This is a genomic window from Lentzea sp. NPDC042327 (genome assembly GCF_040647275.1).
Lineage (GTDB): Bacteria > Actinomycetota > Actinomycetes > Mycobacteriales > Pseudonocardiaceae > Lentzea.
Genome location: NZ_JBEZBX010000017.1, coordinates 118,435 through 131,269 on the forward strand (window position 1 = coordinate 118,435; position 12,835 = coordinate 131,269).

13 protein-coding genes are annotated in these 12,835 nt (G+C 69.1%); 5 read left to right on the forward strand and 8 right to left on the reverse strand.

The genetic code is table 11. The features are described 5' to 3' along the window. Positions 1–35 precede the first annotated feature (35 nt). On the forward strand, positions 36–683 hold the full coding sequence (locus AB0A63_RS33885) for an amino acid ABC transporter permease (RefSeq protein WP_360398484.1): 648 nt from the start codon (positions 36–38) through the stop codon (positions 681–683). Beyond that, positions 680–1,549, forward strand: coding sequence for an amino acid ABC transporter permease (locus AB0A63_RS33890; RefSeq protein ID WP_360398486.1), 870 nt, complete (start codon positions 680–682; stop codon positions 1,547–1,549). The genes AB0A63_RS33885 and AB0A63_RS33890 overlap by 4 nt, the downstream gene beginning before the upstream one ends. A gap of 90 nt (positions 1,550–1,639) precedes the next feature. Here the strand turns inward: AB0A63_RS33890 and AB0A63_RS33895 are convergent, their stop codons facing one another. The 4 genes from AB0A63_RS33895 to AB0A63_RS33910 form a co-directional block, all read right to left on the reverse strand. Then, the gene (locus tag AB0A63_RS33895; RefSeq protein ID WP_360398488.1) at positions 1,640–2,389 is read right to left on the reverse strand and encodes a succinate dehydrogenase/fumarate reductase iron-sulfur subunit; all 750 of its coding nucleotides are present in this window, start codon (positions 2,387–2,389) and stop codon (positions 1,640–1,642) included. Beyond that, a complete protein-coding gene (locus AB0A63_RS33900; protein ID WP_360398490.1) occupies positions 2,386–4,254 on the reverse strand; it encodes a fumarate reductase/succinate dehydrogenase flavoprotein subunit in 1,869 nt (622 codons plus the stop codon). The genes AB0A63_RS33895 and AB0A63_RS33900 overlap by 4 nt, the downstream gene beginning before the upstream one ends. Before the next feature lie 9 nt (positions 4,255–4,263). After that, positions 4,264–5,028 (reverse strand): hypothetical protein, encoded by a 765-nt coding sequence (locus tag AB0A63_RS33905; RefSeq protein WP_360398492.1) that lies wholly within the window; start codon positions 5,026–5,028, stop codon positions 4,264–4,266. An 84-nt stretch (positions 5,029–5,112) separates the two neighbouring features. After that, complete coding sequence (locus AB0A63_RS33910) at positions 5,113–5,403, reverse strand: hypothetical protein (protein ID WP_360398494.1); 291 nt, start codon at positions 5,401–5,403, stop codon at positions 5,113–5,115. Positions 5,404–5,631: 228 nt separating this feature from the next. On the opposite strand from AB0A63_RS33910, the gene edd reads away from it, so the two are divergent. After that, entirely contained in the window at positions 5,632–7,488 is a 1,857-nt protein-coding gene (edd, locus tag AB0A63_RS33915; protein ID WP_360398496.1) for a phosphogluconate dehydratase, read from the forward strand. A 333-nt stretch (positions 7,489–7,821) separates the two neighbouring features. Then, positions 7,822–8,469, forward strand: coding sequence for a bifunctional 4-hydroxy-2-oxoglutarate aldolase/2-dehydro-3-deoxy-phosphogluconate aldolase (gene eda / locus AB0A63_RS33920; RefSeq protein ID WP_360398498.1), 648 nt, complete (start codon positions 7,822–7,824; stop codon positions 8,467–8,469). Positions 8,470–8,517: 48 nt separating this feature from the next. On the opposite strand, the gene AB0A63_RS33925 is transcribed toward eda, so the two are convergent. Together AB0A63_RS33925 and AB0A63_RS33930 are read right to left on the reverse strand one after the other, a co-directional pair. After that, the gene (locus tag AB0A63_RS33925) at positions 8,518–8,721 is read right to left on the reverse strand and encodes a helix-turn-helix transcriptional regulator (RefSeq protein WP_360398500.1); all 204 of its coding nucleotides are present in this window, start codon (positions 8,719–8,721) and stop codon (positions 8,518–8,520) included. Positions 8,722–8,725: 4 nt separating this feature from the next. Next, positions 8,726–9,925 (reverse strand): hypothetical protein, encoded by a 1,200-nt coding sequence (locus AB0A63_RS33930; protein WP_360398502.1) that lies wholly within the window; start codon positions 9,923–9,925, stop codon positions 8,726–8,728. 39 nt (positions 9,926–9,964) lie between these two features. On the opposite strand from AB0A63_RS33930, the gene AB0A63_RS33935 reads away from it, so the two are divergent. Further along, a complete protein-coding gene (locus AB0A63_RS33935; RefSeq protein WP_360398504.1) occupies positions 9,965–10,738 on the forward strand; it encodes a DUF4142 domain-containing protein in 774 nt (257 codons plus the stop codon). 180 nt (positions 10,739–10,918) lie between these two features. Here AB0A63_RS33935 and AB0A63_RS33940 read toward each other — a convergent pair whose 3' ends face one another. Together AB0A63_RS33940 and AB0A63_RS33945 are read right to left on the reverse strand one after the other, a co-directional pair. Beyond that, on the reverse strand, positions 10,919–11,986 hold the full coding sequence (locus AB0A63_RS33940) for an AAA family ATPase (protein WP_360398506.1): 1,068 nt from the start codon (positions 11,984–11,986) through the stop codon (positions 10,919–10,921). Between the two features lie 46 nt (positions 11,987–12,032). After that, positions 12,033–12,800, reverse strand: a complete 768-nt coding sequence (locus AB0A63_RS33945; protein ID WP_360398508.1) for an RNA ligase family protein — start codon at positions 12,798–12,800, stop codon at positions 12,033–12,035. Positions 12,801–12,835: the final 35 nt, after the last annotated feature.

The following is a 12,835-nucleotide window of genomic DNA, read 5'->3' on the forward strand; positions in this document are numbered from 1 at the left end:
CGTTCCATTGACGACGGACGACGGCAAGGAAATCGATGGGCGTCCTCACCCGCAATCTCGACCTCTTCGTGGCTCACTTCGGGGAAACGCTGCGGCTGTTCGCGTTCTCCGCGGTGATCTCACTGCTGGCCGGTGTCTTCCTGGCCATGCTGCGCGTCAGCCCCGTCCCGGTGTTCCGCGGGGTCGGCACGCTGTACGTCACGGTGGTGCGCAACACCCCGCTGACCCTGGTGTTCGTGTTCTTCGTGTTCGCGTACCCGTACCTGGAGATCATCAAGTTCGAGTTCTTCACCGCCGCTGTCGTGGCGCTGTCGATCTACACCTCGGCGTTCGTCTGCGAGGTGGTCCGGTCGGGCATCAACACGGTGCCGGTCGGCCAGGCTGAGGCGTCCAGGGCGCTGGGGCTCACGTTCACCCAGATGCTCGGCAGCATCGTGCTGCCGCAGGCCATGCGGTCGGTCGTCCCGCCGATGGTGAGCACGTTCATCGCCCTGTTGAAGAACACCACCGTCGCGGCGGGCTTCTCGGTCCGGGAGGCGGGTGCCATCCGCGACGCGCTGTCGGAGGCCGGTGAGAGCACGCTGGTCGGCATGCTGTGGGTCGCCGGCATCTTCGTCCTGCTGGTCCTGCCGCTGACGTTCCTGCAGCGGGTTCTCGAAAAGCGCTGGAGCGTGGCCCGATGACCACCGTCCTCTTCGACGTCCCCGGCCCGCGGGCCAGGGTCCGGCACCGGCTGCTCGCGGTCGTCGGCATCGCCGCGATCGTCGCGTTCCTCGGTTACGTGATCTGGCGCTTCATCGACACCGGCCAGTTCGAGGGCCGCAAGTGGAGCTGGATCGAGTACAAGCAGATCCAGATCTCGCTGGTCGAGGCACTCGGCCGCACGCTCAGCGCGTTCGCGGTCGGCGCGGCGCTCGCGCTCGTGTTCGGTGCGGTCTTCGCCGCGGCCCGGCTGTCGGACCACCGGTGGGTCAGCGCTCCCGCCGCCGTGGTCGTCGAGCTGTTCCGGGCGATCCCGCTCGTCATCATGATGTTCTTCTTCTACTACGGCCTGCCGGCGACGGGCGTGAAGCTCACCGCTTTCACGTCCGTGGTGCTAAGCCTCATGCTGTACAACGGCTCGGTGCTCGCCGAGGTGTTCCGCGCGGGCATCAACTCGCTGCCCAAGGGGCAGGCGGAGGCCGCGTACGCGCTGGGCATGCGCAAGACGCAGGTGATGGTGTTCGTGCTGCTGCCGCAGGCGTTGCGGGCGATGATGCCGACCATCATCAGCCAGCTCGTCGTGCTGCTGAAGGACACCGCGCTCGGCTTCCTCATCACGTTCGAGGAGCTGCTGTACTGGGGCCGCCAGATCGGTGGTCAGCTGCAGTTCGGCCGTCCGCTGATCCCGACGATGATCGTGGTCGCGGCCACCTACATCGGGCTGTGCCTGTTGCTGACGTGGTTCGCGAACTACCTGGAGAAGCGCAACCGCCGCAACAAGAAGGTCATCGCGCTGGAGAACGACAAGGCGGAGCTGGTGGTCATCGGGAACGACCACCAGGCTTGACGCCGGGCTGACCGGAACGGGGCGTGTCCACTTCGGACGCGCCCCGTTCGCGTCTCCGCGAGCCGGGGCTGGTCAGGCCGCGGCTCGTCGCTAGGACCGCCGGAACAGCTTGTTGCCGAGCCACACGACCGGGTCGTACTTGCGGTCGGCGACGCGTTCCTTCATCGGGATGAGCGCGTTGTCGGTGATGTGGATGTGCTCGGGGCACACCTCGCTGCAGCACTTGGTGATGTTGCAGTACCCGAGGCCGTGCTCGTCCTGCGCCTGGTCCACGCGGTCCGCGGTGTCGAGCGGGTGCATCTCCAGCTCGGCCACGCGCATCAGGAACCTCGGCCCGGAGAACGCCTCCTTGTTCTCCTCGTGGTCACGCACCACATGGCAGGTGTTCTGGCACAGGAAGCACTCGATGCACTTGCGGAACTCCTGCGAGCGCTCGACGTCCACCTGCTGCATCCGGTACTCGCCCGGTGCGAGGTCTTTCGGCGGCTGGAACGACGGGACCTCGCGGGCCTTGGTGTAGTTGAAGGACACGTCGGTCACGAGGTCGCGGATGATCGGGAACGTCCGCATCGGCGTGACCGTGATCGTCTCGGTCTCGGAGAACACCGACATGCGCGTCATGCACAGCAGCCGCGGCCTGCCGTTGATCTCCGCGGAGCACGACCCGCACTTGCCGGCCTTGCAGTTCCACCGCACCGCGAGGTCCGGTGCCTGGGTGGCCTGCAAGCGGTGGATGATGTCGAGGACGACCTCGCCCTCGTTGACCTCGACGGTGAAGTCCTCCAGCCCGCCGCCGGTGTCGTCCCCGCGCCACACCCGGAACTTCCCCTGGTAGCTCATGACAGCTCCTCGGCGGTGAGGTACTTCTCCAGCTCGGTGCGGTCGAACAGGTCGAGCAGGTCGGACCGGATCGGGATCTGCGGTTTCTCCGCGACCTCCGCCCCGTCACCGGACGCGGTGCACACCAGCAGCTTGCGCCGCCACTGCGCGTCCATCGACGGGTGGTCGTCGCGGGTGTGCCCGCCGCGGGACTCGGTCCGCAGCAGCGCGGCCTTCGCGACGCACTCCGACACCAGCAACATGTTCCTCAGGTCGAGCGCGAGGTGCCAGCCCGGGTTGAACTGCTGGTGGCCCTCGACGCTGAGCGAGCGGGCCCGTTCCTTGAGCTTCTCCAGCCGTTGCAGGGCTTCTTCCATCTCGCCCGCGCGCCGGATGATGCCGACGAGGTCGTTCATCGACTGCTGCAGCTCCATGTGCAGCGTGTACGGGTTCTCCCCGCCCTCCTGCTGGAAGGGCTTCAACGCGGTCGCACGCGCTTCGGTGACCGCCTCCTCGGCGACGGCAGGCCGTTCGCCCATCGAGCGCACGTACTCGGAGGCACCCGCACCTGCCCGCCGTCCGAAGACCAGCAGGTCCGACAACGAGTTGCCGCCCAGGCGGTTCGAGCCGTGCATGCCGCCGGAGACCTCACCGGCGGCGAAGAGCCCCGGCACGGCGGACGACCCGGTGTCCGGGTCGACCTCGACGCCGCCCATCACGTAGTGGCAGGTCGGGCCGACCTCCATGGGCTGCGCGGTGATGTCGACGTCGGCCAGCTCCTTGAACTGGTGGTGCATCGACGGCAGCCGGCGGCGGATCTCCTCGGCGGGCAACCGGGTCGACACGTCGAGGAAGACACCGCCGTGGGGTGACCCGCGCCCGGCCTTGACCTCGGAGTTGATCGCGCGCGCCACCTCGTCGCGCGGCAGCAGCTCCGGTGGGCGCCGGTTGTTCGCCTGGTCGGTGTACCAGCGGTCGGCTTCCTCCTCGTTGTCGGCGTACTTGTCCTTGAAGACGTCGGGGACGTAGTCGAACATGAACCGCTTGCCGTCGGAGTTGCGCAGCACACCGCCGTCACCGCGGACGGACTCGGTGACGAGGATGCCCTTGACCGACGGCGGCCAGACCATCCCGGTGGGGTGGAACTGGATGAACTCCATGTTGATCAGCGAGGCGCCCGCGCGCAGGGCCAGCGCGTGGCCGTCGCCGGTGTACTCCCAGGAGTTCGAGGTGACCTTGAACGACTTGCCGATGCCGCCGGTCGCGAGGATCACCGCCGGTGCCTCGAACAGCACGAACCGGCCGGACTCGCGCCAGTAGCCGAACACGCCGGCGATCCGGTCGCCGTCCTTCACGAGGTCGGTGACGGTGAACTCCTGGAAGACCCGCAGGCGTTCCTCGTAGTCGCCGGACTCCTTGAAGTCGTCCTGCTGCAACGACACGATCTTCTGCTGCAGCGTGCGGATCAGCTCCAGGCCGGTGCGGTCACCGACGTGCGCGAGGCGCGGGTACTCGTGGCCGCCGAAGTTGCGCTGCGAGATGCGGCCGTCCTTGGTGCGGTCGAACAGCGCGCCGTAGGTCTCCAGCTCCCAGACCCGTTGCGGCGCCTCCTGCGCGTGCAGCTCGGCCATGCGCCAGTTGTTGAGGAACTTGCCGCCGCGCATGGTGTCGCGGAAGTGCACCTGCCAGTTGTCGTTCTCGTTCGCGTTGCCCATGGCGGCGGCGATGCCGCCCTCGGCCATGACCGTGTGGGCCTTGCCGAACAACGACTTGCAGAGGACAGCGGTGCGCATGCCGTGCTCACGGGCCTCGATCGCGGCGCGCAGACCGGCACCACCCGCGCCGATCACGAGGACGTCGAACGAATGCCTTTCCAGCTCGGGCAAAACCACTCCTTAGTTGATGAAGCGGAGGTCGGAGATCGTTCCCGAGGCGACCAGCGCGACGTAGAGGTCGGTGAGGCAGACGAAGATCAGCGAGGCCCACGCGAGCTGCATGTGCCGGTTGTTGAGCTTCGAGATCTGCGTCCACATCCAGTACCGGACCGGGTGCTTGGAGAAGTGCTTGAGCCGGCCGCCGGCGATGTGGCGGCACGAGTGGCACGACAGCGTGTACGCGGCGAGCAGGCTGACGTTGACGAGCAGGATGATGTTGCCGAGGCCCAGGCCGGTGCCGAACGCGAGCACCGCGTCGTAGATGTTGATCAGCAGCAGGAGCGAGGCCGCGTAGAAGAAGTAGCGGTGCAGGTTCTGCGCGATCAGCGGGAACCGGGTCTCGCCGGTGTACTTCGAGTGCGGCTCGGCCACGGCGCAGGCGGGCGGTGACGCCCAGGCCGCGCGGTAGTAGGCCTTGCGGTAGTAGTAGCAGGTGATCCGGAAGCCCAGCAGGAACGGGATGATCAGCAGCGGCGGGGTCAGGAAGCCGGGCAGTGCGGGGAACCACTGGCCGAAGTGCGAGGCTGCCGGGATGCACTCCTCGGTGAGGCACGGGGAGTACATCGGTGTGAGGTAGTGGTACTGGTCGACCCAGTAGTAGTCCCCCTGGAACGTGCGGAACGCCGCGTAGATCGAGATGAGCAGCAGCCCGACGAATGTCGTCAGCGGCGGCAACCACCATCGGTCCGTGCGCAGAGTCCTGGCGGCGATCTCTGCCCTCGCCATTGCTCACCTTTCTGGGGGTCCACGCCGTTGTGGAGGAACGACAGCGGCCCCCGCGTCTAGCGGGGGCCGTGTGATCAGCTCGGATCAGGTCCGGTGCCGGTAGCCACCGAGTCCTTCGTCGTCCGCGTCCTTCCACAACGACTCGTCGTAGGGCGTGTCTGGCACGACCACGACCTCGCGTTCCACCAGAGGCGCTTCACGCTGCCTCGGGGTGCTCAGGTCGACGAGCTCGGTGGCGTCGATGTCCATGCGTTCAACGTCGTTGGCGAGCCGCTGCACGGCCGCCACATCGCCGTACCTGGCTCGCAGCGAGCTGACGCAGTGCCGCATCTGACCGATGACCCGGCGCAGTTCGACGATCTCCGTGGACGTCATGGGGACACCTCCGTTCCAAGGTCGTGCCCCGCACTCTGCCCAATCTCAAGCCATGTGACAAGCACCACACGCCAACATTCGACACTGGCCGCCTCCCACTTACTGAATCGTTTTTGTGTCGGCGACCAGCCATGACTTACTGTGTGTGGCGTCACGCCCGTCTGTGGGACGCCACCGTTGTCGTCTCGTAAGGGCCCCACCACGGCCCGTGATGACCCGGAGATCCCCATGAGCGCTGTGCATCCCGTACTGACCGAGGTGACACGCAGGATTGCCGCCCGCAGCGCGGACTCCCGCCGCGTCTACCTCGAACGAGTGACCGCGGCCGCGCAGGACGGCACGTCCCGGTCCGGCTTCGCGTGCAGCAACCTCGCGCACGGCTTCGCCGGGATCACCGGTGGCGACAAGGCCGCGCTGCGCGCGCTGCGCAAGTCGAACATCGCGATCGTGTCCTCCTACAACGACATGCTGTCGGCCCACCAGCCGTTCCAGGAGTACCCGTCCTGGATCAAGGACTCGGTCCGCGCCGCCGGCGGGGTGTCCCAGTTCGCGGGCGGTGTGCCCGCGATGTGCGACGGCATCACGCAGGGCCGTGAGGGCATGGAGCTGTCGCTGTTCAGCCGCGACGTCATCGCCATGTCCACCGGTGTCGCGCTGTCGCACGAGATGTTCGACGCCGCCGTGCTGCTCGGCGTGTGCGACAAGATCGTGCCGGGCCTGCTGATCGGCGCCCTGTCGTTCGGCCACCTGCCGTCGATCCTGGTGCCCGCGGGACCGATGGAGTCGGGCCTGTCGAACAAGGAGAAGGCCCGCGTCCGGCAGCTGTACGCGGAGGGCAAGGCGACCCGCGAGGAGCTGCTCGACGCCGAGGCCGCGTCGTACCACTCCCCCGGCACCTGCACGTTCTACGGCACCGCGAACTCGAACCAGATGGTCGTCGAGGTCATGGGCCTGCACCTGCCGGGCGCGTCGTTCGTGCCGCCGGGCACGCCGTTGCGCCGCGCGCTGACCGAGCACGCGGGCCGCCGTGCCGTCGAGATGGCCAAGGGCGAGTCGTACACGCCGATCGCGCACATCGTCGACGAGAAAGCCGTCGTCAACGGTGTGGTGGCGCTGCTGGCGACCGGTGGCTCGACGAACCACACGATGCACCTCGTGGCGGTCGCCGCGGCGGCGGGCATCGAGCTGAGCTGGGACGACTTCTCCGACCTGTCCTCGGTCGTGCCGCTGATCGCGCGGGTCTACCCGAACGGCAGCGCCGACATCAACCACTTCCAGGCCGCGGGCGGCGTGCAGTTCGTGGTGGGCACGCTGCTCGACGCGGGCCTGCTGCACGGTGACGTGAACACCGTGGCGGGCTTCGGGCTGGACCGCTACCGCCAGGAGCCGGCGCTGGTCGACGGCGAGCTGGTGTGGCTCGACGGCCCCGGTCACAGCCTCGACGAGAACGTCCTGCGCCCCGCCTCGGCCCCGTTCGCCGCCGACGGTGGCCTGCGGATGCTGTCGGGCAACCTCGGCCGTTCGGTCATCAAGGTGTCGGCGGTGGCGGAGGAGAACCACGTCGTCGAGGCCCCCGCCCGCGTGTTCACCACGCAGGAGGCGTTCCAGGAGGCGTTCAAGGCCGGCGAGCTCGACCGCGACGTGGTCGTCGTCGTCCGCCAGCAGGGCCCGCAGGCCAACGGCATGCCCGAGCTGCACAAGCTGACCCCGCCGCTGGGCGTGCTGATGGACCGCGGCTACCGGGTCGCGCTCGTGACCGACGGCCGCATGTCCGGCGCTTCGGGCAAGATCCCGGCCGCCATCCAGCTCACCCCGGAGGCCGCCATCGGTGGCCCGCTCGGCCGGGTGCGCGACGGTGACGTCGTCCGCCTCGACGCCACCGCCGGAACCCTCGAGGTCCAGGTCTCCGCCGACGAGCTCGCCGAACGCCCGCTCGTCGACTTCCCGCCGACCGGTCGCGAATGGGTCGGCACGGGCCGCGAGCTCTTCGCGGCACTGCGCCGGAGCGTCGGCCCGGCCGATCGCGGAGCCACCGTGTTCGGTCCCATCACCGCCGACCACTTCGCCCCGGTCACCCACCACTAGCCCATATATTGCCGCCTCCCCTACTCGCTGACCTGCGTCTTAGCAATGACTCGTTTGCGGTCGACGGCAAACGAGTCATTGCTAAGGCACGTCGAAGCTCGGGGCGGCGGCGTCGAGCTACCCGCTCACTAGCTCCGCCCGCTCACCGGCCGCCCAGCTCAACGAGCTTTGCAACCAGTCTTTTGCGGACGTCCGCAAACGTTTTTTGCATCCAGGGTCGGTGAACTCGGCACGACAGCGAGTTCGGCTTTGCATCCGCGAGACCGCTGCAGCAGGGTGGGCGGCACAGCACGCAGCACGCGATATATCGGTTTTCGATCAAGGAGAGCACCAGTGACCAGCGGTGACATTTCGAGGGCGACCACCGGGGCGGACCTGCTCGCGTTGTCGCCCGTCATCCCCGTCGTCGTGGTCGACGACGCCGACCACGCCGTGCCGCTCGCGCAGGCACTGCTGCGCGGGGGCGTCCGCGTCATCGAGCTCACGCTGCGCACGCCGGCCGCGCTCGCCGCGATCGAGAACGTCGCCCGCGAGGTGCCGGAGATCGTGATCGGCGCGGGCACCGTCACCGCGCCCGAGCACGCCGAGCAGGCGGCGAAGGCGGGGGCGGCGTTCCTCGTCACGCCCGGCACGACCGACCGGGTCCTCGACGCCGCCGACGCGACCGGGCTGCCGTACCTGCCCGGTGCCGCGACCGTGTCCGAGGTGATGCGGCTGGTGGAACGCGGGCTCGACGCACTGAAGTTCTTCCCGGCCGAGGCCGCGGGCGGCGTCGACTACCTGAAGTCGATCGGCGGCCCGATCCCGCACGTCCGGTTCTGCCCCACCGGCGGCATCACCCCGCAGACGGCGCCGAACTACCTGAAGCTGCCCAACGTGGGCTGCGTCGGCGGCTCCTGGCTCGCCCCCAAGGACGCCCTGCAGGCAGGCGACTGGGACCGCGTCGAGGCCCTCGCCCGCGAGGCGAGCCAGCTCGGTTAGCCCGGCGGCGCCACGAGCACGGCGTCGAAAGGCGCCGTGCTCATCGGTTCAGGACCACAGAGCGGCGACGAGCTCGGCCCGTCCCGTGATGCCGAGCTTGCGGTAGGCGCTCGACAGGTGCAGCTCGACCGTGCGGCGGGTGAGGTGCAGGGTCTCGGCGATCTGCCGGTTCGTCTGCCCCTGCGCCGCCATCCGCGCGACCCGGTTCTCCTGCCTGGTCAGGCACTGCACCTGGTCGCCGTCGTCGCGCACCTCGTCACCCGCGAGCTTGGCCAGCGGGTGCGCGCTGAGCCGGCGGGCCAGGTCGAACGCACGGCGCAGGTGCGGGCCGCGGCGTCGGTGCGGCCCTTGCGGCGCAGGTGGTGCCCAGCCAGTACAGCGACTGCGCGTGCAGCAGCCGGTGCGGTGTCCCGGCGAGCACCTGTTCGGCCTCGGCGAGGACGTCGGCGTCGTCGGTGCTGATGCCGACGCTCATCAACGCCGTCCCGACCACCCGCGGCGACCCCCACCGCTTGGCCAGGTCGAGCTCCTCGTGCGCGAGCCGTGCGGCGTCATCCCGGTTGCCCACCATCAGGTGCGCGCGCACGGCGTGGTGCCGCCACGCCATCAGCGCCGGGTTCGGCATCTCCCGCGCGGCCAGGCGGCGACCGGCTTCCAGCAGGTCCTCCAGCGCGCCCTCCGCGTGGCACGACGCGAGCTTGAGCCGGCCCCGCGCGTAGAGAACGTTGATGTGCTGCAACAGTTCCCCGTCCGCGGTGACCAACGGGGCGGCTTCGTCGAACTGTCCCATCTCGACACACACCTCGGCCAGCTTCGCGGAGGCGAGCAGGACCGCGGGGCAGTCGAGGTTGCCGGTCGAGACCGGCGGCGTCAGGAACGTGTAGGCGCGTGCGAGGTCACCGCCGTTGTGGAACGCGCAGCCGCGGGCGATCGTGCTGAGCATGCCGCGGCGCAGGTGCGGGTCGTTCGAGACCGGCGCGGTGCTGTGGGTGAGCCAGAGCTTGGCGATGTGCTCCGGGTCGTCGCCGAGCACCGGCACCAGGAACGTGAATAGGCAGGGCTCACCGAAGACGTCGACCCAGCCGCCCTCCAACGCCTCGAGCGCGTGCCCGACGGCCTCCGTGGACGAGTCACCACCGCGGGCGTTGCCGACCGCCAGCAACGCCGACCGCGCGCGCCGCAGGTCCGGGTCCTGCGGGACCTCGCCGACGAGGTCTTCGAAGTACTTGCCCGCGCAGTTCGCGATCTGCGCGTCGCGGTTCGCCGAGAGCAGGTACGTGGTGCAGACGAGGTTCCAGACCAGGTCGCGGTCCTCGGGCAGCAACCGCGCGATGACCATGATCGCGAGCGACACCGCGAAGTGGGCGTCCGAGCCCGTGCACATGCGCTGGATCAACGACAACGCGACGGTGGCAGCGAGCTGCGGGTCCTCGCACCGCATCAACGCGTCGCGCACCCGGTCGCGGCCGAGCCTGTTGTCCCCCAGGTGTTCGGCGTGCCCGAGCTCGACCTCGACCGACAGCCGGTCCTGTTCGGACAGGTGTTCTTCGAGCGCCCGTTCGAGGTGCTCGACCCCGCCAGCCTGGCCGACCCGTCCGCTTTCGAGTTGGTGACCGCCAAGGCGCAGGTGAACTCGGTGCGGGCGATCGGCCAGAACGTGGAACCACCGGACCGCGAGGTGCTGGTACTGCTCGCCCGGCATTCGCTGTGGCAGAAGCCGACCAGCCGGGAGGCCTCCGACCGGGGCAGGGACGCCCAGGTCCGCAAGGTGGCGGGTCAGCTCGCCGCCGAGCACACCCAGCTGTCCCGGGCAGTGACCGACGCCGCCGCGCAGCTCGGCGTGGCCCTGCCGGCGGAGCCGACAGCCGAGCAGAAGTCGTGGGCGAACGCCGTCTCGTCCAGCTCGGGCGATGAGCTCGACCGCATGTTCGCGAACCTGGCGCGCGCCGCGGACGGCTCGCTCATCGTCGAGGTCGCCCAAGCTCGCGCAACGACCAGGAGTGCCCCCGCCCGCACCGCCGCGCAGACCGGCCTGACGCTCCTGCTCAAGCACATGCTGCTGCTGGAGAGCACGGGCCTGGTGAAGGCGACGTCCCTGCAGATGACCGAGGCACCGGTCGCCCAGGCCAAGCAGAACATCCCGCCGCCACCCGACGATTCCTCCACGAGCATCGGCTTCCTCACCGGCATCGCCGTGTTCGTCGTCGCTGGCGCCGGAACCCTCTGGCTCGTCCGCGCCGTCGGCCACCACGGCGAGCACCGCCGCTGATATATCGGCTGAGCGCTCGCCAACCGATATATCAGCACTCCGCCCTTAGCTCTCGCTGTAGCTCTGCACCCACCGGAAGCAGCCTTTGCAATGACTCGTTTGCGGTCGTCGTCAAAAGACTGGTTGCTAGAGGCCAGGTCAGCGCGGTATGAGTTCGCCAGCTGTCGGATGACGAGGTCGTCAGCAGTGGGAGGTGTCGACGCGGTCGACGATGTGTGCCTCGGTGGGGTCGACGGCTTCCCACCTGTCGACGAGCCGGTCGATCACGGCGGCCGGCACGGGTTCCGGACGGGAGCGGTTGCGGGCGTGGATCACGTCCTTCGGTGCTTCCAGCCCGACGAGCGTGATTCGCGCGCGGTAGTCCGCCGCGAGCCTGATGCAACGGTCACGGAGCTGCCGCGAGATGTTGGTCGCGTTCCACACAAACCGCTCCCCCGCCCGCAGCAGCACCCGCGCTTCTTCGAACGCAGCCGCCGCCACGGCCCGTTGGTCGCCATCGGGAGCGATACCGAGCCGTGTGCGCACGGCGTCCAAGCTCACCACGGGCCAGCCCGGCCGATGGGTGGCAATCCAGTGGTCCTTCCCGACACCGGGCAGACCCGACAGCACGGTCACCTCGACGCGCGTGTCGTCGTAGGCGGCGTAACCGGGGTCGCGGCCGGGCGTTCGGAAGTACTGGAACCGGGCGTGGTCCGACGGGAACTCCCGCGGCCGGTCCAGGCACGCGCGTTCGCGGCAGTACTCCTCGAACAGCGCGATGTTCTCCAGCACCGACGCGGCGTCACCGCAGATCCGGCCGAGGATGTCGGCGCGGGCGAGCGTCGCCAGGTCGTCGTTGCGCGCGAGCAGGCTCACCCGGAACGCGATGTGGTCGAGATCCGGCCGTTCCAGCGCCCAGAACGGCACCTGGTGGTGGCGCACCAGGGCGGCGACGTGCTCACGCCACTCGATCGGCCGCCCCATCTCCCACAGCAGCCGGCGCGCCATCAGGTCCCCGGCCCGCGAGTGGCCGTGCGCGGTGATCCGGCCGTCCTCGACCTGCGTGCGGAACGGTTTCGCCACGTCGTGCAGCAGCACCGCCGCGAACAACCGCACCCGGTCCGCCTCCGGTCGCGCCCGCCACTCCGGCAGCTCGGCCAACGCCTCGCACGCCATTCGCGTGTGCGTCGCAACGTCTCCCTCGGCGTGATGCACCGAGTCCTGCGGAACACCTTCCAACGCGCGCACCCAGGCGAACTCGTCACGCACCGCATCCCAGTCCAGCGTCCACGATGGACCGGCTGGGCAGAGCTGCTCAAACACGGTCCACCACCCGGTTCGGCAGGACAGGCCGGTCCTGCCAATGGCTGCCCGAGTCCAGCACGGCGGTGAGGAACGTCGGGCGCACCCACTTGTACCGCTCGACCGTACGACCGTCCTCCTCCACCTTGACGTAGAGACCTTCCATGTCGTCGTCGGAATCCGTTTCCGCGACAACGACATCCGGGTCCTGTCCGGCCGAGCGCGCCGCCTCCACCAAGACGTCACGCCATCGCGCCGTGCGGCACGTCGACGGCCCGACCAACGCCTTCAGGTCCTTGAGCGCCCGCAACGGACCTTCGTGCAGCACGGGCACGGACACCACGGGCGTGCCCGCGAGCACGCGCCGGCGTTCCGGAGTGGACAGGAACTCGCCGGTCTCCCGGTCGAGCAGGTCGAACTCGCAGAAGTGGTGCGGCAGCGCGTCGTAGAACACGGTGTGCTTGGCGTACAACCATTCCCCGTACAGCACGAAACGCGAGCCGAGCCGTTCGTACAGCACCGCCTGGTGCGTCGCGGCCCACGCCTTGAGCGGCGCGAACTGCCGTTCGCGCGGCCCACCGGTCAGGTAGTGGCCGCGGGACTGGAGCCGCAGCACGCCGTCGGGCGTGAAGCTGATGCCCGCGTTGGCACCGTCGAGCTTCTCCTCGACGACGAGGTGCCGTCCCGCGATCGCACAGAACGGCACCTGGTCGAGGTCCTCGTCGCCCGGTTGCAGGCGCGAGCCCTGGAGGTGGGGCGTCCGCGGGTACTTGCGCAACATGCCCCGATTTGTAGCCCGCCGCGACAGGCGGGGGC